The organism is Halosaccharopolyspora lacisalsi, assembly GCF_014137975.1.
GTDB lineage: Bacteria > Actinomycetota > Actinomycetes > Mycobacteriales > Pseudonocardiaceae > Halosaccharopolyspora > Halosaccharopolyspora lacisalsi.
The window spans coordinates 1-21714 of the sequence record NZ_JACGWZ010000006.1; the positions used below are offsets into that span (position 1 = coordinate 1).

At 70.4% G+C, this 21714-nt stretch carries 18 protein-coding genes and 1 tRNA gene; 17 read left to right on the forward strand and 2 right to left on the reverse strand.

Annotated features, from left to right (window positions below; translation table 11 throughout):
- The first annotated feature begins 383 nt into the window (after nt 1-383).
- The 8 genes from ssd to FHX42_RS18930 all read left to right on the forward strand — a co-directional run bounded on the left by ssd (nt 384) and on the right by FHX42_RS18930 (nt 6120).
- Nucleotides 384-1487: a septum site-determining protein Ssd gene (gene ssd, locus FHX42_RS18895; protein ID WP_182545775.1), complete on the forward strand. Its 1104-nt coding sequence runs from the start codon at nt 384-386 to the stop codon at nt 1485-1487.
- Entirely contained in the window at nt 1487-2656 is a 1170-nt protein-coding gene (locus tag FHX42_RS18900) for a TadA family conjugal transfer-associated ATPase (protein WP_182545776.1), read from the forward strand. Before ssd ends, FHX42_RS18900 begins: the two co-directional genes overlap by 1 nt.
- Nucleotides 2650-3483: a type II secretion system F family protein gene (locus FHX42_RS18905; protein ID WP_328796414.1), complete on the forward strand. Its 834-nt coding sequence runs from the start codon at nt 2650-2652 to the stop codon at nt 3481-3483. The genes FHX42_RS18900 and FHX42_RS18905 overlap by 7 nt, the downstream gene beginning before the upstream one ends.
- Nucleotides 3483-4214, forward strand: coding sequence for a type II secretion system F family protein (locus FHX42_RS18910; protein ID WP_182545777.1), 732 nt, complete (start codon nt 3483-3485; stop codon nt 4212-4214). The genes FHX42_RS18905 and FHX42_RS18910 overlap by 1 nt, the downstream gene beginning before the upstream one ends.
- Nucleotides 4215-4254: 40 nt before the next feature.
- Nucleotides 4255-4500 (forward strand): DUF4244 domain-containing protein, encoded by a 246-nt coding sequence (locus FHX42_RS18915; RefSeq protein ID WP_182545778.1) that lies wholly within the window; start codon nt 4255-4257, stop codon nt 4498-4500.
- Complete coding sequence (locus FHX42_RS18920; protein WP_182545779.1) at nt 4500-4919, forward strand: TadE family type IV pilus minor pilin; 420 nt, start codon at nt 4500-4502, stop codon at nt 4917-4919. The genes FHX42_RS18915 and FHX42_RS18920 overlap by 1 nt, the downstream gene beginning before the upstream one ends.
- A complete protein-coding gene (locus FHX42_RS18925) occupies nt 4916-5275 on the forward strand; it encodes an Rv3654c family TadE-like protein (RefSeq protein ID WP_182545780.1) in 360 nt (119 codons plus the stop codon). Before FHX42_RS18920 ends, FHX42_RS18925 begins: the two co-directional genes overlap by 4 nt.
- Before the next feature lie 221 nt (nt 5276-5496).
- The gene (locus tag FHX42_RS18930) at nt 5497-6120 is read left to right on the forward strand and encodes a bifunctional DNA primase/polymerase (RefSeq protein WP_182545781.1); all 624 of its coding nucleotides are present in this window, start codon (nt 5497-5499) and stop codon (nt 6118-6120) included.
- Nucleotides 6121-6136: 16 nt separating this feature from the next.
- On the opposite strand, the gene FHX42_RS18935 is transcribed toward FHX42_RS18930, so the two are convergent.
- A complete protein-coding gene (locus FHX42_RS18935; protein ID WP_182545782.1) occupies nt 6137-8467 on the reverse strand; it encodes a DEAD/DEAH box helicase in 2331 nt (776 codons plus the stop codon).
- Between the two features lie 376 nt (nt 8468-8843).
- Between FHX42_RS18935 and FHX42_RS18940 the strand changes: the two genes are divergently transcribed.
- From FHX42_RS18940 to FHX42_RS18975, 8 genes are all read left to right on the forward strand, one after another.
- Nucleotides 8844-11237: a sodium-translocating pyrophosphatase gene (locus FHX42_RS18940; protein WP_182545783.1), complete on the forward strand. Its 2394-nt coding sequence runs from the start codon at nt 8844-8846 to the stop codon at nt 11235-11237.
- 126 nt (nt 11238-11363) lie between these two features.
- Nucleotides 11364-12020: a hypothetical protein gene (locus tag FHX42_RS18945; RefSeq protein ID WP_182545784.1), complete on the forward strand. Its 657-nt coding sequence runs from the start codon at nt 11364-11366 to the stop codon at nt 12018-12020.
- Between the two features lie 84 nt (nt 12021-12104).
- Nucleotides 12105-12689: a hypothetical protein gene (locus FHX42_RS18950; RefSeq protein ID WP_182545785.1), complete on the forward strand. Its 585-nt coding sequence runs from the start codon at nt 12105-12107 to the stop codon at nt 12687-12689.
- A gap of 188 nt (nt 12690-12877) precedes the next feature.
- On the forward strand, nt 12878-15793 hold the full coding sequence (topA, locus tag FHX42_RS18955) for a type I DNA topoisomerase (RefSeq protein WP_182545786.1): 2916 nt from the start codon (nt 12878-12880) through the stop codon (nt 15791-15793).
- Between the two features lie 17 nt (nt 15794-15810).
- Nucleotides 15811-17028: a DNA polymerase III subunit delta' gene (locus FHX42_RS18960; protein WP_182545787.1), complete on the forward strand. Its 1218-nt coding sequence runs from the start codon at nt 15811-15813 to the stop codon at nt 17026-17028.
- A 172-nt stretch (nt 17029-17200) separates the two neighbouring features.
- A tRNA-Thr gene (locus tag FHX42_RS18965) sits at nt 17201-17274 on the forward strand.
- Between the two features lie 197 nt (nt 17275-17471).
- Nucleotides 17472-18302 carry a DUF4231 domain-containing protein gene (locus FHX42_RS18970; protein ID WP_182545788.1) on the forward strand — a complete coding sequence of 277 codons (831 nt, stop codon included), beginning with the start codon at nt 17472-17474 and terminating at the stop codon, nt 18300-18302.
- Between the two features lie 170 nt (nt 18303-18472).
- Nucleotides 18473-18868: a hypothetical protein gene (locus tag FHX42_RS18975; protein WP_182545789.1), complete on the forward strand. Its 396-nt coding sequence runs from the start codon at nt 18473-18475 to the stop codon at nt 18866-18868.
- 143 nt (nt 18869-19011) lie between these two features.
- Here the strand turns inward: FHX42_RS18975 and FHX42_RS18980 are convergent, their stop codons facing one another.
- Nucleotides 19012-19500: an inorganic diphosphatase gene (locus FHX42_RS18980; protein ID WP_182545790.1), complete on the reverse strand. Its 489-nt coding sequence runs from the start codon at nt 19498-19500 to the stop codon at nt 19012-19014.
- A 144-nt stretch (nt 19501-19644) separates the two neighbouring features.
- On the opposite strand from FHX42_RS18980, the gene dacB reads away from it, so the two are divergent.
- Complete coding sequence (dacB, locus tag FHX42_RS27490; RefSeq protein WP_182545791.1) at nt 19645-21666, forward strand: D-alanyl-D-alanine carboxypeptidase/D-alanyl-D-alanine endopeptidase; 2022 nt, start codon at nt 19645-19647, stop codon at nt 21664-21666.
- The last annotated feature ends 48 nt before the right edge of the window (nt 21667-21714 follow it).

Here is a 21714-nt window from a genome sequence, read left to right on the forward strand (position 1 = left end):
CGGATGGCTGCTTACCTGCTGCTCATATTCCTCCGAATGGACGGAAAGCATCACTCGGTGGGGAGGGGATACAGTATGGGGGGTCCGGTACTCCCGGACCGGTTCAGCTCGACCCCCCGGAGCTGAACCTTCGGCGGCCCCCGTCCCTCCCCCCTGGCGGGGGTCGCCCTTTCTCTTCCGCTCTTCCCCGCTGCCCCTTTCCTCGCGCCGTTGTCGACGGACCGCCCGATCCCCGCGGTTTTCCGCTTCGGCTGCTTCGTGCCGTGAGCTTGTTCGTCCACAGGGGCCGGAGTTGTCCACAGGCGTGGGAAATGAGGGTGGGCAGCGGATCGGCACCGCGCCAGGCTGGACTCAAAGCCAGATCACTTCGGGGAGAGGTCGAGATGTCCACGACGCAGCCGCTGTTGGTCACCACGGACGAGGGACTTGCCGAGGAGGTGTTCCGACTCGCCGCCGTGGCCGGGTGCGACCTTCGGCGGCTGACCGATCCCGCCGCCGCGGGGGCGGAGTGGCGCAGTGCCTCCCTGCTCCTGCTGGACGGGCCCGCCGCCACCGCGGTCGCCGGTGGCGGGGTTTCGCGCCGTACCGGGATCGTGATCATAGGAACCAAACCTCCTCCCGACCTGTGGCGCGTGGCCTTCGAACTGGCAGCCGAGCGGGTCGTGGAACTTCCCCGGGACGAGACGTACCTGGCCGATCTGCTCGCCGAAGGCGTCGAGGCCTCCGCACCGCGAGCGGGGCGGGTGCTGGCCGTCATCGGAGGGTGCGGAGGAGCGGGTGCCTCCACGCTCGCCACGGCCACCGCCGTGGTCGCCGCTCGTCAGCGGCGGGACTGCCTGCTGCTGGACTGCGATCCACTCGGCGGGGGCCTGGACCTGGCGGTGGGCGCCGAAGCTCTCGGCGGACTGCGCTGGTCCGGACTCAGCGTTTCCGGAGGTCGGGTGTCGGTCGGTGCCCTCCACGAGGCGTTGCCGCGACGCGGAGTCGGCTCGGGTGCGCTCACGCTGCTGTCCTGCGATCGGGACAACGCGACGCGGGGACGGACCCCCGGGGCCGTGCGATCCGTGATCGCCGCGGGTCGTCGAGCGGGGGAGACGGTCGTCTGCGATCTGCCGCGAGTCCTCGACGAACCCGCCGCGGAGGCGGTACGCCAAGCCGATCTGACCACCGTGATCGTTCCCGCGCAGGTGCGGGCCTGCGCGGCGGCGGCCGGGCTCGTGACCGGGCTGCGCGACGTGACCACGGCGCTGTCGCTGGTGGTGCGCGGTCCCGCGCCCGGCGGACTCAAGGTCGCCGACGTCGGGCGGGCGGTGGGCCTCGACGTGCTCACCGCCATGCGGTCCCAGCCCGGTCTTCCCGCGACTCTCGACCGGTCCGGGCTGTGCTCGTCCGGGGCGGCGCTGCGGGGACCGTTGGCCCGGGGTGCGCGCGAGATCCTCACGGCCCTGGACGGTGAGCTCGAGGCGAGCATGTCGGTGGGGGCGTGATGAGTGCCGACCTCGTGGAGCGAGTTCGTGCCCGCCTGGTCGTGGACGGAGCCGAAATCACCTCTTCGGCGGTTGCCACCGCCGTGCGGGAGGAGGCCGGTGGGCTGGTCGGGGACGCCGACGTCCTGACCGCGATGCGGATGTTGCAGCGGGAGTTCCTCGGAGCGGGCGTACTCGAACCGCTGCTGCGTGACCCGGACGTGACCGACGTGCTGGTGACCGGACCGGAGGCGGTGTGGGTGGACCGGGGCGCGGGACTGACGCGATCGTCGGTCACGTTCGCCGACGAGGACGGGCTACGCCGGTTGGCACAACGGCTCGCCCTTTCCGCCGGACGCAGACTCGACGACGCCCGACCGTGGGTGGACGCCTGGCTGTCGCATCTCGGAGTGGCCCACGCGGTGCGACTGCACGCCGTACTCCCGCCCGTGTCCGCGGACGGAACCTGCCTCTCCCTGCGCGTCCTGCGCCCGGCGGTGCACGACCTGCGGTCCCTGGAGCGGATGGGCACCTTCGACGCCCCCGCGGGACACGTCCTGCGCTCGATCGTCGCGGCCCGGTTGGCCTTCCTGGTCGTCGGCGGGACGGCGAGCGGCAAAACCACGTTGTTGTCCGCGTTGCTGTCCGAGGTCGATCCCCGTGAGCGGATCCTCAGCGTCGAGGAGGCGGGGGAGCTGCATCCCGAGCATCCCCACGTGGTCCGGCTGATCACGCGGCCCCCGAACATTGAGGGGGCCGGGGAGGTCCGGATGCGCGATCTCGTGCGGCAGGCGCTGCGGATGCGCCCGGACCGCCTCGTCGTCGGCGAGGTTCGCGGATCGGAGGTCTGTGAGCTGCTGAGCGCGCTGAACACCGGCCACGACGGTGGTGCGGGCACCGTCCACGCCAACTCACCGCTGGAGGTTCCGGCACGGCTGGAGGCACTGGCCGCGCTCGGTGGCATGGGACGCGCCGCGCTGCACAGCCAGCTGGCCGCCGCCGTCCAGGTCGTGCTGCACGTTCGCCGGACTCCGTCGCACGGGCGGCACCTGGCGGGAATCGGGGTGCTGCGGCGCGATCGGGAGTGGGTCCGGGTGCTTTCCGCCTGGGACCGCGATACCGGGTGGGGCCCCGGCCGTGATCAGCTCGCCGAACTGCTGAGCAGCGCGGGGGGTGTGCCACAGTGCTGAGTTCGTCCGTGCTGTCCACGCCCGTCGCCGCCCTGGTGGTTCTCGCGGGATCGTTGCTGTGCTGGCCACGCGTCCGTGTCGTCCACCGTGTACGAGACGGACGCTCGAAGCTGCCGAGAGGCACGCTGCCGTGGCGCCCGCGTGGCACGAGCCTCGTCCTGATCCCCGCCGCGGGGGTGCTGGGTGCCGTGGTGGCGGGGGTCGGCGGGTGCTGCGCCGGAGTCGCGCTGGCGGGACTGGGCAGGTGGTACTGGCGAACGCGCCGCGAGCTCCGGCGGAGCCTGGAGCACACCGCCGACTTCGCCAACGGCGTCCGCCTGTTCGTCACCGAGCTCCGGGCCGGAGCGCACCCGGCCACTGCTGCCGCCGGCGTCGCCGCCGAGGCGGTCACCGGAGTGGCCGAAGTGTTCGGTGAGCTGGCCGCGGCCGGGCGGCTCGGTGGTGACGTGTCCACAGTGCTGAGTGACAGCGATCGGGTGTCGGTGCAGCTGCGCGCTCCGGTGGGCCGGTTCGCCCGCTCCTGGGAGCTCGCCGAGCGGCACGGCATCGCCCTGGCCGAGCTGCTCGACGCGGTGCGGCGCGATCTCGAGCACCGCGTCGCTTTCATCCGCGACGTCGAATCGAAGATGGCCGGACCGAGAGCGACCGCCGCCGTGCTGGCCGGCCTGCCCGTCCTGGGGCTGTTGCTGGGGCAGGCGGTGGGGGCGGCACCGCTGGCCGTGCTGACCGGAGGTTCGTTCGGCCAGGTGCTGCTGGTCGTCGGCGTCGGACTGCTCTGCGGCGGTCTGGTGTGGACCGTTCGGCTGACCGGGGCGGTGGTGCGGTGATGACGCTCGCCGTCGCGTCGCTGTTGTCGGCTGTCGGGCTGTTGTTCGTTCCCGTTGTCCCCGCCGAGGCCAGGTTGCGTAAGTGGCTGCTACCGCGGCGCACCGACGAGCCGGGAGCGCGGAGGAGGTTCGCCCCGAACGTCGGCCCGCGCAGCGTGCTGCCGCTGGTGACCGGTATCTGTGCGCCGGTCGGCGGTGTGCTCTTCGGGTGGCCCGTGGCCGTGGTGGTCGTCGCGCTCGGTGGTGGCTGGTGGTACCGGGCGGGACGGGGCCACCGGCGGGAGACGAACGAACCGCTGAGACTGGCGGCGGGGTGGGACCTGCTGGCCACCGGGCTCCGGGCCGGGATGCCGCTCCCCGTCGTCGTCCGCGCGGTCGCGGCCGAACTCCCCGACGAGCCGGCCGACGCGCTGCGGCAGGTGGCCGACTCGCTCGCGCTCGGGGCCGATCCGGTGGCCGCGTGGGAACCCGCGCTCCGACATACCGACACCGCCGGGCTCGCCCACGCGGCCCGGCGGACAGCGCGCACCGGCAGCGGGCTCGCCGCTGTTGTCGAGGACATCGCCTCCCGCGCCCGGTCCTCGATGGCGGAACAGGCGCAGGCGCGGGCGCAACGGGCGGCCGTGTGGGTCTCGGCCCCGCTCGGACTGTGCTTTCTCCCCGCTTTCCTGTGTCTGGGGGTGTTGCCGGTGGTGGTGGGGATGGTTCACGAGATCAGCAGCGCGTGGTGAGAGAAGTCGTCGACCACGCCCAGCGGAAGAGGAGGCAGTGATGATCTTTTCGACGGCGACCGTCGAGGTGTTTTCGGCAAGGCTCGGACGGTGGCTGCGCGACCGCGCGCTTTGGGCGCGGATCCGGCCGCTGCTGCGCGACGAGGGCACCAGTACGGCTGAATACGCTATCGGGACCTTGTCGGCAGCCGCGCTGGCTTCGGTGCTTTATGTCGTCGTCACCAGTGACGCCGTGACCGACGCGCTCACCTCGCTGATTCAGCGTGCCCTGGAGGTTCGCTTCTGATGGGCACCGATGCGTCGGAGCTGTCGGAGCGGTCCCGTCGGGACTCCGGTGCGGTGACCGTGGAGGCGGCGTTGGGGATCTGCTCGATCGTGGCCGCCTTCGCGGTGGCGTTGGCGGGAATGGGAGTGGTGATCGGTCAGCTTCGTTGCACCGACGCCGTGACAGAAGCGGCCCGCCTGGTCGCCCGCGGCGACCGGGAGCGGGCGGCGAAGGCGGTGCGCCGGATCGCCCCCGAGGGGGCGAACCTGACGGTGACGGTGCGCGGAGACGAGATCACGGCCGAAGTCACCGCTCCTTCGCTCGGTGGGATTCCGGGGATCCACCGGTTGCGCGCCACCGCGTTCGCCGTGATGGAACCCGGTGCGTCGGGTGGTTCCGCCCGTTCACCGGGACACGTCGACGAGGAGGTGCCGCGATGAACCGTCGAAGTCGTGATCGAGGTGCGGCCACCGTGTTGTCCGCGGTGGTGTCGACGGGGCTGTTGGTGGTGTTGTGGATGGGTGTGCAGCTGGGTGCGGTGTTGCTCGGCCGGCACCGCGCTGAAGGCGCGGCCGATCTTGCCGCGTTGGCTGCGGCGTCCCATGTCTCCAGCGGTTCCGAGTTCGGTTGTTCCCGAGCGCGCTGGGTGGTTTCCAACATGAACGCCACGATGGTGTCGTGCAGGTGGGACGGCGAGGACGCACTGGTGCGGGTTCGCACGGCCCTGCCGGGGATGTTGTCCGAGTTCGGCTCCGTGTCCGCCCGCGCACGCGCCGGTCCCGTCGCACGAGCGTGACCCACGGCGACGCCGCTCGCGGAGCGGTCCCGGTACGGCGCGACTCTTAGGCTCCACCGATCACCGGTTACGTTCGTCGCTGTTCGAATACCGGTCGTCGACGCGGGACTATGGAAACCGGGGCCGCATGACGTTAAGTAGTGATGTGAGCCACGTGGCCACGACAACGGAGTCGGGGGTTCACCACGTGGTGCTGACTACTCGTCAAGGAGGCGACAGGAATGGATTGGTCGGCGGACGGTTGGCGTGGAGCCTTCCGGGTCGAGTCGCGCGTGGAGGCAATGGAGCTCACCTCACGCGGCTGGCCTGTGCTGCCAGGAACCTATCCGACGAACTCCGGGTGGGCCGGTCGTGAGGGCGAGCACGCCGAGGACGCCCGGGGTCCCGTGCCGATCCATCGGGACTGGCGGCAACGGATCGATACCCGACCGGACGAGGTCGTGTCGTGGTGGTCGGGTGAGCCGTACAGTCTGCTCCTCGCCACCGGCCCCGGCGTCGAGGCGCTCGAGGTCGGTACCGAACTCGGCCGTCGCACGGCAGCGGTGCTGCGTGGGCTGGACGTGCTGGTGCCGATCGTGGCGACGCCGGGAGGACGTTGGTACTTCCTGACCCGGGGTGGTCAACGGCTGTGTTCCGAGCTCGACACCGAGCCGGACGTCCGGCTGCACGGGGAGGGGAGCTGGGTGCCGATGCCTCCCACCGTCTTCCCCGTCGGACTCGTGCACTGGCGGGTCAAACCGCACATGTGCGGTTGGCGGTTGCCGGATCCCGAGTTGGTGCAGAACGCGCTGTGTGCCGGCCAACCGGGCGAGGCCGCGGCACCGCTGCTCGCCGCTGCTGGTTGACGGTGTGGGTAGCCGGTCAGTCACCGGCCTCACGGGCGGTTGCCAAGGCGTCCAGCACAGCCACCGCTCCAGCCTTGTCCAGCGGTTCGTTGCCGTTCCCGCACTTCGGCGACTGAACGCAGGACGGGCAACCGGCCGGACACTCGCAGGAAGCGATCGCCTCCCGCGTCGCGGCCAGCCAGGGAAACAGTGCGGCGAAACCGCGGTCGGCGAATCCGGCGCCTCCCGGATGGCCGTCGTGCACGAACACCGTCGCCTCCCCGGTGTCCTCGTGCCGTGCGGTGGACACGCCGCCGATGTCCCAGCGGTCGCAGGTCGCGAACAGCGGTAGCAGGCCGATCGCCGCGTGTTCGGCAGCATGGAGCGCGCCGGGGACGCGTGCCGGTTCCAGCCCGGCACCCCCCGGCGCGCTCCTCCTCAGCACGTCGTCGTCGAGGGTGTACCAGACGGCGCGGGTCCGTAGCGTGTGTTCGGGCAGCTCCAGCGGCACCTGGTCGAGGACCTCTCCAGAGGGAAGCCGGCGCAGGTATCCCACGACCCGGGAGGTCACCTCCACCTCGCCCAGGTTGATCGAGACCTGCTCGGTGACCCGGTGCCGCCGCACCGTGCTCAGGATCGAGATGTCGGTCTCCTCCCGTGCCGAGGTGGACCACTCCGGGTCCTCGGGGTGGACGAGGGCCAGTCCGCCGTCGAGGTCGAGCTCGTCGACGACGAAGGATTCGCCCCGGTGCAGGTACACGGCCCCGGGATGCACCATCGTGCGCGCTGATTCCGGATCCACCGTGCCGAGCATCCGCCCCGAGTCGCCTTCCACCACCGCGATCTGTTCCCCGCCCGAGCCACGCAGTTCCACCGTCCGGTGTGGACGGTCCTGCGACGTCCAGTACCAGCCTCGCGGGCGGCGGCGCAGTACTCCCGCCTCGGTCAGCGCCTCCACCGCGGAGCGGGCGGCGGTGGTGTCGAAGAACTCCAGCCCCGCCTCGGTCAGCGGGAGTTCGGCGGCGGCGCAGGCCAGGTGGGGTTCCAGCACGTAGGGATTGGTCGGATCCAGCACGGTCGCCTCGACCGGCCGCTCCAGCACGGTGGAGGGGTGGTGCACCAGGTAGGTGTCCAGGGGGTCGTCCTGGGCGACGAACACGACCAGCGCTCCCTCACGCTCGCGGCCGGCTCGGCCCGCCTGCTGCCAGAAGGAGGCCAGCGTGCCCGGGTACCCGGCGACCACCACGGCGTCGAGGCCGGCGATGTCCACACCGAGCTCCAACGCGCTGGTCGAGGCCACCGCCAGCAGTTCCCCCTCCAGCAGGGCCCGTTCCAGCTCGCGGCGTTCCTCCGGCAAGTAGCCGCCGCGATAGGCGGCGACCTTGTCCGGGAGGTCACCGGCCACTTCGGAAAGGGCTCGTCGGGCCGTGAGCGCGGTCAGCTCCGCACCGCGCCGCGACCGGACGAACGCCAGGCAGCGCGCGTTCTCCACGACCAGGTCGGTGATGATGCGTGCCGCTTCCGCGCCCGCCGAGCGGCGCAGCGGAGCACCGTTCTCACCGGTGACCTCCTCCATCAGCGGTGGCTCCCACAGCGCCACCGTGCGCCCGCCGCGTGGTGAGCCGTCCTCGGAGACGGCGTGGCACTCCACCCCCGTCAGTCGCAGCCCCAGCGCGGCGGGGTCCGAGACGGTCGCGGAGGCGAGCACGAACACCGGGTCCGCGCCGTAGTGGCGGGCGATCCGGCGCAGCCTGCGCAGCAGGAGCCCCACGTGCGAGCCGAACACGCCTCTGTAGGTGTGGCACTCGTCGACGACGACGTAGTCCAGCCCGCGCAGGAACCGTGCCCATCGGGTGTGCCGGGGCAGGACGCCGTGATGCAGCATGTCCGGATTCGTGAAGACCCAACGTGCGTGCGCCCGCACCCAGTCCCGTTCGGCCCCCGGCGTGTCGCCGTCGTAGCTCGCCGCACGGACTCCGTGCCCGGCGAGGTCGATCGCCGCGCGTAGCTGGTCGGCGCCGAGCGCCTTGGTGGGGGCGAGGTACAGCGCCGTGCTGTTCGGGTCGGCGTGCAACCGTGCGAGCACGGGGAGCTGGTATGCCAGCGACTTCCCGGACGCCGTTCCGGTGGCCACGACGACGTCGTTGCCGGCCCGCGCCGCTTCGGCCCCCTCGACCTGGTGGGTCCACGGACGTGCCACCCCGCGTTCTCGCAGGGCTTCGACCAGTTCGTCGGGAGCCCATTCCGGCCAGGCGGTATGGGCGGCCGGGCGTTCGGGAAGGTGCTCCGCATGGCGCAGCGGTGATTCACCCACCGGTGTCCCGGCCAACACCCGATCGAGCAGTCGCCGTCCACTGTCCTGTCCCACGCCACGAGCCTCGCACAGCGCCGGAGTGGGGATGCGACCACGCGCTGAGTTCCGTCCGCGCGTGTCGGCACACACGATCGTGTGCTTTTCGGGTACACGGTGCAGGTGCTGCTACCTCATTTCACCCGTTCGGGCCAAATCACGATGTCCCCGTTTGGGTGATCGACAGGGGTTGTGAATCGGTGCAGTGCGCGAAAAACCCACGTCAAACAGAGTGACGAATCACACCGTGAGGTAAGCCACTCGCAGTCTGAATAGACTCCCCGGCCACGACGTCGCTCACGGTCGATCCGTTCGGCAGGGGCGAGGCCGCTACCGCGCACCGGAGCCGCACCCCGTCTCCGGTGAACGAACCGAGCACAAACCAGGAGGACGGATGTCCCCGCTCACGGAGGTCCGCTACGGCTGGACCCAGGGCACCGCACCATCGGGGTCGCCCCCCGCAGACCCCGCACCGCTTCCGACGGCGGCCCCGGACACGTCGGGTATCCAGCTCGACGGCGCCGACTACACGATTCTCGGCGTCGTCGGCGCGATCGCGCTGGCCGCGCTGGTATTCGCCTTCGTGCTGCGCAGGGAGGTGTTGGCGGCCGGTCAGGGCTCGGCGCGAATGCAGGAGATCGCCAGGGCCGTGCAGGAGGGCGCCGCCGCGTACCTCAACCGGCAGTTCAAGACCCTGGGCGTCTTCGCCGGGATCGTGTTCCTGCTGCTGTTCGCGCTGCCCGCCGAGACCCTGGCCCAGAACGTCGGCAGGTCCGTGTTCTTCCTCCTCGGCGCGGCGTTCTCCGCCGCCATCGGTTATCTCGGCATGTGGCTGTCCACCCGCGCGAACCTGCGTGTGGCCGCGGCCGCCAACGACCCGGCCAGCGGGCGTGGCACGGCGATGCGGGTGGCTTTCCGGACCGGTGGCGTGGTGGGGATGACCACCATCGGGCTGGGCCTGCTGGGCGCGACCCTGGTGGTGCTGGTCTACGCCGGTGAGGCACCGCGTGTGCTGGAGGGCTTCGGCTTCGGCGCCGCGCTGCTGGCGATGTTCATGCGTGTCGGCGGCGGCATCTTCACCAAGGCCGCCGACGTCGGCGCCGACCTGGTCGGCAAGGTCGAGCAGAACATTCCCGAGGACGACCCGCGCAACGCCGCCACGATCGCCGACAACGTCGGTGACAACGTCGGCGACTGCGCGGGGATGGCGGCGGACCTGTTCGAGTCGTACGCCGTCACGCTGGTCGCCTCGCTGATCCTGGGCACCGCCGCGTTCGGGACGAAGGGACTGCTGTTCCCCCTGATCGTGCCCGCGATCGGTGTCGTGACCGCGGTTCTCGGCGTCTACATCACCAAGGCCAGGACCGGAGAGAGCGCGTTGACCGCGATCAACCGCTCGTTCTACATCTCGGCCGGGATATCCGGGGTGCTCTGCGCGCTCGCCGCCGTGCTCTACCTGCCCGGTTCGTTCGCCGAACTCGGCGGGATCTCCCCGCAGCTGCGCGACCAGCCGGGGAGCCCGGCGCTGATCGCGCTGGTCTCGGTGATCATCGGCATCCTGCTCGCCGTGGTCATCCTCAAGATCACCGGCTACTTCACCTCCACCGAACACCGCCCGGTGCGCGACGTCGGCAGGTCCTCGATGACCGGTTCGGCCACGGTCATCCTCACCGGGATCTCGGTCGGGTTCGAGTCCGCCGTCTACACCGCCCTGGTGATCGCGGCGGCCGTGTACGGCGCGTTCCTGCTGTCCGGATCGCTGGCGGTGGCGCTGTTCGCGGTGGCGCTGGCCGGGTGCGGACTACTGACCACGGTCGGCGTGATCGTGGCCATGGACACCTTCGGCCCCGTCGCCGACAACGCCCAGGGCATCGCCGAGATGTCCGGCGAGTTCGAGGGCCCCGGAGCCGCCGTGCTCACCGAGCTGGACGCGGTGGGAAACACCACCAAGGCCATCACCAAGGGGATCGCGATCGCGACCGCGGTCCTGGCAGCGACCGCGCTGTTCGGCTCCTACCGGGACGCGATCAACACGGCGCTGGCCGAGATCGGCGGCACGCTGGCACGGCAGGAGTTCTCCGTCTACGCGCCGAACGTGCTGGTCGGTGTGGCCATCGGCGCGGCCGTGGTGTTCCTGTTCTCGGGACTGGCGATCAACGCGGTCTCCCGCGCCGCAGGAGCGGTCGTCTACGAGGTGCGGCGGCAGTTCTCCAGCAAGCCGGGAATCATGGACGGCACCGAACGACCCGAGTACGGCAGGGTGGTCGACATCTGCACCCGGGACTCGTTGCGTGAGCTGGCCACTCCCGGTCTGCTCGCGGTGCTGGCCCCGATCGCCGTCGGCTTCGGTCTGGGCGTCGGTTCGCTGGCCGGCTACCTCGCCGGAGCCATCGCGGCGGGCACCCTGATGGCGATCTTCCTGGCCAACTCGGGCGGGTCCTGGGACAACGCCAAGAAGCTGGTCGAGGACGGTTACCACGGCGGGAAGGGATCCGAGGCGCACTCGGCCACGGTCACCGGCGACACCGTGGGTGACCCGTTCAAGGACACTGCCGGGCCGGCCATCAACCCGTTGCTCAAGGTGATGAACCTGGTCTCGGTCCTGGTCGCCCCCGCCGTGGTGACCTTCGCCGTCGGGCCGACCGCGTCACCGGTGGCGCGGATCACGATCGCGGTGCTCGCCACGGCGGTGATCGTGACCGCTGTGGTGGTGTCCAAGCGGCGCAGCACCGCCATCACCGACGACAACGCCGAGGACGAGGGCAAGGTGCCCAACGGGGCCGTCTGAGCTCACCGCGAGGGGACGTGCCCGACTCCGCTCGGAGCCGGGCACGTCCCCGGTCGGGTGCGTGCCGTGCAGCGGGTACGGCACAGTCGAGGGGAACCGTCGCATCCCAATCTCGGGAGCCTGAGTATGAACTTGCGTTCCGCGCTCCTCGCGGGCGTCGTCACCGTGCCACTCGCCCTGGCGGGTTGCTCCCAGGGTGGCGCTCCTTCGAGCGCTTCCCCCGGCACGCCGCCCGCCTCCGGGACACAGTCGGCTCCCGAGCGCTCCGCGCCCGCCGGCGATTCAGTGGCCTGGGCCAACGAGTTCTGCGGACTTGTGGGGGGTTTCACAGCCGCGCAGAAACAGGCGCCTCCCGTGGACAAGAGCAGCCCCGAGGCGTTCAAGGCCTCCTCGATCAAGCAGCTCGAATCCACGAGTCAGGACGCCCGCGACACGCTGGGGGGCCTGCGCGGGATGAAACCGGCACCGATCCCCGGCGCGGAAGGGGTCGTCAACACCTTCGAACGGGGCTTCGTCCGGGCGCTGGACGTGCTGAACTCGGCGAAGGCCAAGGCCGAGAAGGTCGACACCAGCGACAAGCGGGCGTTCACCTCGGGCATGGTCGCCGTGCAACAGGAGGTCAAGAAGGGTCAGGGCATCAACTTCTCCGCCGGGTTCTCCAAGCTCAACAACAGCGGGAAGCTGAACTCCGCCGCCTCGAAGGCCCCCACCTGCCAGGCCCTCATGAAGCCCGCCAAACCCGAGCCCCAACAGCCCCAACAGCCCCACCAGCCCCAGCGCTGAGACCCCGGCGCCGAGACAGCTCCGGGGACCACACCTTCCGGTGAAATCTTGGCGGATACGGAACGGAGCTCTACAGTTCTCGCCGTGGATCAGCTGTCCCTGTTCTCCGCCGAGGCCAGGCACCCTCGCGTCGCCGACCTCGCCGGTTTGCTGTGCGGGCAGGGGCAGGCGGTCGGTTTCGGCCGGGGCACCGCGGCCCGGCTGTCCGTCGTGGTCGCCGACACCCGGCGTACCGGGCCGCTGGTGACGGCGTGTGCCGAGCGTGGCGTCGAGGCCGAGGTGTCCGGATCCGAAGCGGGCACCCCGCTCGTGCGCACGGCTTTTCGGTCCGACCTGACCGAGTTGGCGGGGCACTGGCTGCGTGGCGCGGTAAAATCGGTGCCGAGCGGGTTCGCCCCGGACGGCGCCGCCCTGCGGATCTGGGTACTGACCTCGGGACATCCGGACGGGGACGGCTACCTTCTCGGGCTCGACCCGCACGCGCCGGACACGTACGAACCGTTGACCTCGGCACTGAGCAGGGTCGGGCTCCCGGCCAAGCTGATCGGGCCGCGCGGCGGTGGGCCGGCGTTGCGGTTGGCGGGCAAGCGCCGCCTGCGGCGTCTCGCCGAACTCGTTGGCCCCTGCCCGGCTGCTTCGATCGGGGGAATTTGGCCTCCGCGACGCTGAGGCGTTCGACACAGCCACCGGCCCGCGACGTACCGCGACCCCCCGTCGACTGGCTACTTTCGTACTGGTGAAGCGCGCGAAGACGGCGCATGGTGTGCCACGCTGTGCGTTCCCCCGGCACGGCGTGATGAACCGTGCACGGTGCACACTGGCGAACCGGACATCGTGAGAGACGAGAGCAGGTAGGCGTGGCTGGCTCGACGCGGACGAAGAAGACCGGCGGCAACGGCCGGGCTTCTCAGACACCTGACCGGGAGGGCTCCGGTGGCAGAAGGCTGGTGATCGTCGAATCCCCGGCCAAGGCTCGCAAGATCGGATCCTTCCTCGGGTCGGACTTCGTGGTCGAGTCCTCGCGCGGCCACATCCGGGACCTGCCGCGGGGAGCCGCCGACGTGCCCGCCGAGTACAAGGGGCAGTCCTGGGCACGGCTGGGAGTCGACGTCGACAACGACTTCGAACCGCTGTACCTGGTCACCTCCGACAAGAAGTCCACGGTCTCCGAACTCGCCGAGGCGCTCTCCGGCGTCGACGAGCTCTACCTGGCCACGGACGGTGACCGCGAGGGCGAGGCGATCGCCTGGCACCTGATGGAGACGCTGCAACCGGAGGTACCGGTGCGGCGGATGGTGTTCCACGAGATCACAGAGTCGGCCATCCAGGCGGCGGCGGCCAACCCGCGCGATCTGGACAACGCCCTGGTCGACGCCCAGGAGACCAGACGCATCCTCGACCGGCTCTACGGTTACGAGGTCAGCCCGGTGCTGTGGAAGAAGGTCATGCCGAAGCTCTCGGCGGGCCGGGTGCAGTCGGTGGCGACCCGGATCGTGGTCCAGCGCGAACGCGAGCGGATCTCGTTCGTGCCCGCCTCGTACTGGGACATCTCCGCCACGATGGACGCGGGTGGAGACGCCTCCGAGTCCCCGCGCACCTTCGGCGCACGGCTGGTGGCCGTCGACGGAACCAAGCTCGCCGGTGGGCGTGACTTCGGCCCGGACGGGCGGCTCAAGAACGACGACGTCCGGCTGCTCGACGAGGACTCGGCGCGACGACTGGTCGAGGAGCTGGCCGAGGCGCCGCTGTCGGTCTCCGGCCTCGAGGAGAAGCCGTACACGCGGAAGCCCTACGCGCCGTTCATGACCTCGACCCTGCAGCAGGAGGCGGGGCGCAAGCTGCGCTTCTCCGCCGAGCGGACCATGCGCACGGCCCAGCGGCTCTACGAGAACGGCTACATCACCTACATGCGCACCGACTCCACGACGCTGTCCGAGACAGCGCTGGCGGCGGCGCGTGACCAGGCGCGGGAGCTCTACGGCGAGAGTCACCTCTCCGCACAACCCCGGCAGTACACTCGCAAGGTCAAGAACGCTCAGGAGGCGCACGAGGCCATCCGGCCCGCGGGGGAGAACTTCCAGACACCGGGAGCGGTCTCCGCCGAGCTCGACGCCGACGGGTTCAAGCTCTACGAGCTGATCTGGCAGCGCACCATCGCCTCCCAGATGGCCGATGCCAAGGGCACCACCCTGTCGGTGCGCATCACCGGGACCAGCTCCGGTGGCCAGGAGTGCACCTTCGCCTCCTCCGGCCGCACCATCACCTTCCCCGGTTTCCTCAAGGCCTACGTCGAGTCGGTGGACTCCGAGGAGGGCGGTGTCGCCGACGACGCCGAGTCCCGGCTGCCACGGCTCGAGCAGGACCAGGCGATCGCCGCCACCGAACTGGCCCCGGACGGCCACAGCACCAACCCGCCTCCGCGCTACACCGAGGCGAGTCTGGTCAAGGCGATGGAGGAGCTGGGCATCGGTCGTCCGTCCACCTACGCCTCGATCATCAGCACCGTGCAGGAGCGTGGCTACGTCTGGCGCAAGGGCTCGGCGCTGGTGCCGGCCTGGGTGGCCTTCGCGGTCGTCGGGCTGATGGAGAAGCACTTCGGACGACTGGTCGACTACGACTTCACCGCCGCGCTGGAGGACGAGCTCGACCGCATCGCCGAAGGCCGCCAGGAGCGCACCAAGTGGCTGTCGGGCTTCTACTTCGGCGGGGAGGTCGGCCCGGACGACTCGATCGGCCGCGCCGGGGGGCTGAAGAAGCTCGTCGGTTCCGGAGTCGAGGAGATCGACGCCCGAGAGGTGAACTCGATTCCCATGTTCACCGATGACGAGGGGCGCACCGTCTACGTCCGGGTCGGGCGCTACGGCCCGTACCTGGAGCGTCCGCTGGGAACCGACTCCGAGGGCAACACCGAGTCGCAGCGGGCGAACCTGCCCGACACGCTGCCGCCGGACGAGCTCACCCCCCAGGTCGCGGAGAAGCTGTTCGCCACGCCGATGGAGGGGCACAGCCTCGGCACGGACCCGGAGACGGGCAACGAGATCGTGGCCAAGGAAGGCCGCTTCGGCCCGTACGTCACCGAGGTGCTGCCCGAGGGCACCAAGTCCAAACCGCGCACGGGCAGTCTGTTCAAGTCGATGTCGTTGGACGCGGTCACGCTGGACGAGGCGCTCCGGCTGCTGTCGTTGCCGCGTGTCGTGGGTGCGGACCCGGAGACCGGTAACGAGATCACGGCGCAGAACGGTCGCTACGGCCCCTACCTGAAGAAGGGCAGCGAGTCGCGGTCGCTGGAGACCGAGGAACAGATCTTCTCGATCACGCTGGACGAGGCGCTCAAGATCTACGCCCAGCCCAAGCAGCGCGGGCGGCGGGCACCCGCGCCGCCGCTGCGCGAGCTCGACAACGATCCGGAGACCGGTAAGCAGCTGGTGATCAAGGACGGCCGGTTCGGTCCCTACGTCACCGACGGCGAGACCAACGCGTCCCTGCGCAAGGGTGACGAGGTCGAGGCGCTGACGATGGACCGCGCCGTCGAGCTGGTCGCCGAGCGGCGTGCGAAGGCACCGCCGAAGAAGAGCTCCGGTGAGAGCAAGAAGAGCGCGGGCAGCAAGAGCTCCGGCAGCAAGGGCACGGGCAGCAAGGGCACGGGCAGCAAGAGCACGGGCAGCAAGAGCTCCGGCAGCAAGGGCACGGGCACCAAGGGCACGGGCACCAAGGGCACGGGCAGCAAGAGCTCCGGCAGCACGTCGAAGAAGGCGAGTACCTCGAAGTCCTGATCCAGCAGGAGGCGGTAATGGCCGATCCGGACGTCCCGGACAGCGGCGTGTGGTCCGAGATCGTCGGCCAGCCCGGTGTCGTCCGGTCACTGCTCGCGGCCGTGCGGGCCGCCGACCTGAGCGTTCGTGGTGATTCGGACACCGGGGCGATGACGCACGCGTGGCTGTTCACCGGCCCTCCCGGCTCGGGACGGTCGGTCGCGGCCCGCGCTTTCGCCGCCGCGCTCCAGTGCGAGGCGGAGGGCGGCACACCGGGCTGTGGGCAGTGCTCGGCGTGTCGGACGGTGCTGGCGGGGACCCACGCCGACGTGCGGGTGGTCGCGCCGGAAGGACTGTCCATCTCGGTCGCGGAGATGCGGTCGTTGGTGCAGGCAGCCGCTCGCAGACCTGCCACGGGACGCTGGCGGGTGGTGTTGATCGAGGACGCCGACCGGCTCACCGAAGGCGCGGGCAACGCGCTGCTCAAGGTCGTCGAGGAACCCCCTGAGCGGACGGTGTTCCTGCTGTGCGCGCCCTCGGACCATCCCGAGGACGTGCCCGTCACGATCCGTTCCCGCTGCCGCCCGGTGCGGTTGAGCACTCCGCTGGTCGCTCCGATCGCGGACATGCTGCGGAAGCGTGACGGCGTGGACGACGAACTCGCCGACTGGGCCGCGTCGGTGTGCGGGGGGCACATAGGGCGCGCGCGGCGGCTCGCGACCGACTCACAGGCGCGACAGCGGCGGGAGGACATCCTGCGCATCCCTCGGGGCTTGCAGCGGTTCTCCGACGTGTTCACGGCTTCCTCCGAGCTCGTGCGTTCCTCCGAGGCCGAGGCGGGCGAGTCGGGGGAGTCGCGCGACGAGGCGGAGAAGGAGGAGCTGCGCACCGCCATGGGAGCGGGGGGTAGCGGCAAGGGGACGGCGTCGGCGACGAAGGGGGCCAACGCGGCGGTACGGGAACTGGAGAAGCGTCAGAAGTCGCGGGCCACGCGTTCCCAGCGGGACGCCCTGGACCTGGCGCTGGTGGACCTGGCCGGTTTCTACCGGGACGTCCTGATCGCCCGCAGCGGATCCACGGCCGCTCCGAACCACCCGGACTTCGCCGACGACGTGGCCGAGGCCTGCTCGGAGTGGACCTCGGAGTCCACCCTGCGCCGGCTGGAGGCCGTGCTGTACTGCCGTCGTGCCCTGGCTCGCAACGTCAAACCCCTCGTCGCGGTCGAGGCCATGATCACTACTCTCCACCACGGTTGAGGCCGCTCCGGGCGAGTGGAGGTTTTCGGGCTCCTCGGCCTCGCGCGCCGGTTTGGACGCCCGTCACGACCTCTCCCCAGCCACCTCGCTTGTGATGTAACTCACTCACGTGTTCGACGTGGTGGGGGCCTGCTGGTGGCGTGAAGGCTGCCGCTACACTTGAACACGCTTCGCCGCCTTAGCTCAGTCGGTCAGAGCGACGCACTCGTAATGCGTAGGTCACCGGTTCGAATCCGGTAGGCGGCTCCGGCGATGACCGGCCACTTTCCGATCCGCGGAAGGTGGCCGGTCTTTTTTGGCTCCACTGTCGAGCACTGCTTCGAAAAGCACCCCCGGCGGGTGATATGACTCTCCTCTGACTCAGTGTGTTCACCCTGTCAGCCGATTGCGTTCATGCGGCTGGCCTACTTCGATCACATTGGCGTCTGGAAGGGATCTATGTGATGAGCAGTACGCAGGTGACGACGGGAATCCTCGGAGGAGGGGTGATTTCCGGTGACTCGCATCCGGATGATTTACGGCGCCGGGTCGGCGAGCGATCCGAGCAGCTGCACCGGTCGAGGCTGGTGCAGCGTCTTCTTGCAGCGTGGACGTTTCCGGGCAACCTCGTGCTGCTCGTGCTCGGGGTGGGGTGCTTCACCTGGCTGAGGACTCCACCCGTGTGGTTGTTGGTGCTGGCCGTGCTGCTCCCGCTCGCCTCGTCCGCGGCGTCGTCCCGGGTGTTGTACAACCAGCACTTCCGGGTCCGGAGTCTGGGCATGGAGCTGCGGGAGCTACGACGTGCCCAACGTGAGCACCAGCTGGACGATCTCGGCGGCGACGACCTGCTGGCCGCGCACAAGCGCTACCGAGCGGAGCTTCCGGACACGATCGAGAGGTACCGCTGCGAGTCGCGTGGACACCGCCACAAGCACAACGTCCTGCAGGGGATGACCATAGCGGGGGCGATCGTGACCTCCGTGGTCGTGGCCGTGTCGGTGTCCGTGGTCGAAGCCCGCTGGTTGGCCGTCGGCGCGAGCCTGGTCGTGGCCATTTCCGCGGCCTTCGGCGGCTACGCCAAGTACCGGGAGCGCAGCCTCAACCTGCAGCAGACGGCCGACGCGTTGGAACGCGAGTACCATTCCGTGGAACTGCGGGTCGGTCGGTACCGACGGTTCGAGGACGAGCGTGCGGCTTACGCGGAGTTCGCCCACGAGGTCGAGTCGCTGCGCGAGGAGCACACCAGACGCCTCCAGCAGACGGGCCACGTCGCCGGACCGGAGTTCGCGGTGTGAGCGGTATGTGACCGCAGCGGAAATGATCTTCTGGAGAAGATCCCCAAATGGCGAAAAAAGTCACGTTGTGTACATCAAAAGCGGTCGGGTGATCGCTGAATCGTGGCCGGTGATCCTTCCGTAATCTCTGCGCGGCGCAGGGAAGTACCTGCGCAGGAAGGAGCAAGGCGATGAAACGCACCCTGACCGCAGCGGCCACTCTGGTGGCCGGTGGCGTGGGCGTCGTCGGCTTCGCCGGCACCGCCGCGGCCGACACCCCCCAGCTTCCCGCGGAACTGCCCGTGGACAACAACGTCGCGCAGACCGCCTACCACACGGCGGCCACGATGGACTCCGCGACCAAGGTGGTCGGTGACGTGGTTCCGGCACCGGAGAAACTCACCGGGCAGTCCGCGCGGTCGGCCGACGGTGGTGGGCCGCTGGGCCTGCTCGGCCTCGACAAGTTGGTGAAGAACAGCCCCCTGGGCAGTGTGACCGGCAAGAGCGCCGCTCCGGCCGAGACGGACGGTGGCGGTGGCCCGCTCGGCGGACTGCCGCTGGACAAGGTCACGAAGCTGGTCGGCTGATTTCCCGATCCCGGCGGACGGCCCCTCGCAACGGAATGCGAGGGGCCGTCTCATGTCCGCCGGGAGGGAGAGCGGGCCGGTGACGCGGTCGGGTGTTCCTTCCCGACCGCGGGAGCGGCCGGGCCGCCGTCGTGAGATGTGCCTCAGTGTTCCTGCTGCTTGGCCCGCTCGTAGGACTTCTTGATCTCGGCCTCCGCGTCCGTGCGGCCGACCCAGGTCGCCCCTTCCACGCTCTTGGCCGGTTCCAGGTCCTTGTAGACCTCGAAGAAGTGCTGGATCTCCAGCTTGTGGAACTCGGCGACGTGATGGATGTCGCGCAGGTGCTCCTGGCGCGGGTCGTCCGAGGGCACGCAGATGACCTTGTCGTCACCACCCTTCTCGTCGCGCATCCGGAACATGCCGATCGCACGGGCCGTGATCAGGCAGCCGGGGAAGGTCGGCTCCTGGACGAGCACCAGGGCGTCCAGCGGGTCGCCGTCCTCGCCCAGGGTCTCCTCGATGAATCCGTAGTCGGCCGGATACTGGGTGGCGGTGAACAGCGTCCGGTCGAGACGGATCCGGCCCGTCTTGTGGTCCACCTCGTATTTGTTGCGGTTCCCCTTGGGGATCTCGATCATGACGTCGAAGTCCACGCGGTTCCTCACTAGTCTTGCGTTGGGTGCGGCCGCCCGAGTGCGCGCGCGGCCCCATCTAGTGTGGACCACGACAGTGGTCAGGACGCATCGCAGTGTGTGAGTTCGCACCCGTCAGCCAGGCGATCCGCCGAGGAGGAGCACGTGTCACAGCCCCACAAACCGCGAGGGGAGGACTCCGAGTCCGGCGTCGACGAACCGGCTTCCGAGCCCACGCGCTTACCGGCGGAAGCTGGTGAGCAGGGGTCCGAGGCTTCCGAGCAGCCGGAGTGGCCGGCGGGGAGCCCGTCGCCGGTCGACGACGCGGACGAGGCTGATGCGGAGAGCTCCGAGTCCACGGCGCAGGAGTGGCCGACCGAGGAGGAGGCCGCCGGGGCTTCGGAGGCCACCGCTCAGTCCGCCGACGTCGAGCGGACGCAGCAGATCAGCCGTGTCGAGCTGGACGAGGGGCTGAATCAGGAGACGGTGCGGACCGACACTCGCGAGGTCCGGGACGAACCGGAGCCCGACAACGGCCCGCCGACCGTGCGCATACCGCCGGTACCGCCCGCGCCGGTGGAACAGCCCACCGAGCAGTTCGCCCGCCCGGACTTCGCCGCGCAGCCCTCTCCCCGGCGCAGCGCGCAGCCGAGCGACTTCTTCGGGCTCACGGGGTCCCAGCCCGTGGTCCCCGCCGCGGAACCCGCTCGGCCGGATCCGGCCCCGGCCCCGGCGCCACCGGCAGAAACGCAAGCCCCCGAGCGGGACGAGCAGCCGCAAGCCCCCGAGCGGGACGAGCAGCCGGGGGCACCGCGCCGCAGGCGGGGCCTCATCGCCGTCGCACTGGTGGCCGTGGTCGCGCTGGGAGTCGGTGCCGCGTTCGGGATCCCCGCGCTGTTCGGTGGTGGTCCGCGTGCCGCGGCACCGGCTCCCGTGCAGCTCGATCCGCGGATCGAGCCGGTCACGGGCACGGCCCCGACCCCCGACCAGCAGCAGCTCTCCGAGGCACTGGCTCCCGTCGTGTCGAATCCCGCCCTGGGGGAGTTCGGCGGTGTCGTGATGGACCCGGCCAGCGGGCGAACGCTGTGGAAGCAGAACGCGGGCCGGCCTCTGGTGCCCGCGTCGACCGGCAAGCTCCTGACCGCGGGGGCGGCGATGATCGCGCTCGACCACCGGCACCGGTTCACCACCAAGGTGGTCCGGGGTGACGAACCGGGCAGCGTGGTCCTGGTGGGTGGGGGAGATCCCACGCTCTCCGCGTTGTCCGGGGACGAGCAGTCGGTCTACCCCGCGGCCCCCAAGCTCGGGAAACTGGTGCAGGAGGTGCGCGAGGCCACCGGGGGGGAGGTGACGTCGGTCACCGTGGACACCTCCCGCTACACCGGCCGGCAGCTGGCCCCCGGATGGGTCCCCGCCGACGTGACCGGCGGATACATCGCCCCGATGCAGCCGGTGATGCTCGACGGCGGGCGGGTCGACCCCACCAAGGCCGTGAGTCCCCGGTCGAAGACGCCGGCCCTCGACGCCGGACGTGAGCTGGCCAAACGCCTCGGCGCGCCCGAGGCCGGCGTCAAGACGGGCACGGCCCCCGAGGACGCGCGGGTGCTCGGCGAGGTCAAGTCGGCGACAGTGCGCAAGATGACCAGAACCCTGCTGCAGCATTCGGACAACGTGCTCGCCGAGGCCCTGGGCAGGCAGGTCGCGATCGCCACAGGACACCAGCCGTCCTTCTCCGGGACGGCCGAGGCCGTTCACGAGGTGCTCACCGAGCACGGTTTCGACCTCTCCGGGACGCGGATGGTCGACGCCAACGGGCTCTCGCCCAAGGACCGGGTGACACCGCGGGCGCTGGGCTCGGTGCTCGCGGCGACCACGGTCCCGCGCGGCCGGGACGGGACCCTGCCGAAGCGGACCAGGGAGCTGCGCGACCTGCTCCTCGGTCTGCCAGTGGCGGGCAGCAGCGGAAGCCTGGCCGGGCGCTACGAGCAGGCCGCCGCGAGCGGTCGAGGTTGGGTCCGGGCCAAGACCGGAACGCTGACCGACGTGAACGGCCTCGCGGGCACGGTCGTGACCAGCCAGGGCAAGCTGCTGGTGTTCGCGCTGATCTCCAACGGCACCAGCTCCGCGGTCGCCCGCCCGGCACTCGACAGGGTGGCGGCGACCCTGAGCGGAGTGGGATCTCCCTGACCACGGTGCTTTCGGTGGTGAGCGGACTCCGCGGGAAACCGCTCACCA

Excerpts from the sequence above, each read along its gene's own strand:
- ssd (WP_182545775.1), top strand. The coding sequence starts at position 384 with ATGTCCACGACGCAGCCGCTGTTGGTCACCACGGACGAGGGACTTGCC.
- FHX42_RS18900 (WP_182545776.1), top strand. The coding sequence starts at position 1,487 with ATGAGTGCCGACCTCGTGGAGCGAGTTCGTGCCCGCCTGGTCGTGGAC.
- FHX42_RS18910 (WP_182545777.1), top strand. The coding sequence starts at position 3,483 with ATGACGCTCGCCGTCGCGTCGCTGTTGTCGGCTGTCGGGCTGTTGTTC.
- FHX42_RS18915 (WP_182545778.1), top strand. The coding sequence starts at position 4,255 with ATGATCTTTTCGACGGCGACCGTCGAGGTGTTTTCGGCAAGGCTCGGA.
- FHX42_RS18920 (WP_182545779.1), top strand. The coding sequence starts at position 4,500 with ATGGGCACCGATGCGTCGGAGCTGTCGGAGCGGTCCCGTCGGGACTCC.
- FHX42_RS18925 (WP_182545780.1), top strand. The coding sequence starts at position 4,916 with ATGAACCGTCGAAGTCGTGATCGAGGTGCGGCCACCGTGTTGTCCGCG.
- FHX42_RS18930 (WP_182545781.1), top strand. The coding sequence starts at position 5,497 with ATGGATTGGTCGGCGGACGGTTGGCGTGGAGCCTTCCGGGTCGAGTCG.
- FHX42_RS18940 (WP_182545783.1), top strand. The coding sequence starts at position 8,844 with ATGTCCCCGCTCACGGAGGTCCGCTACGGCTGGACCCAGGGCACCGCA.
- FHX42_RS18945 (WP_182545784.1), top strand. The coding sequence starts at position 11,364 with ATGAACTTGCGTTCCGCGCTCCTCGCGGGCGTCGTCACCGTGCCACTC.
- FHX42_RS18960 (WP_182545787.1), top strand. The coding sequence starts at position 15,811 with ATGGCCGATCCGGACGTCCCGGACAGCGGCGTGTGGTCCGAGATCGTC.
- FHX42_RS18970 (WP_182545788.1), top strand. The coding sequence starts at position 17,472 with ATGAGCAGTACGCAGGTGACGACGGGAATCCTCGGAGGAGGGGTGATT.
- FHX42_RS18975 (WP_182545789.1), top strand. The coding sequence starts at position 18,473 with ATGAAACGCACCCTGACCGCAGCGGCCACTCTGGTGGCCGGTGGCGTG.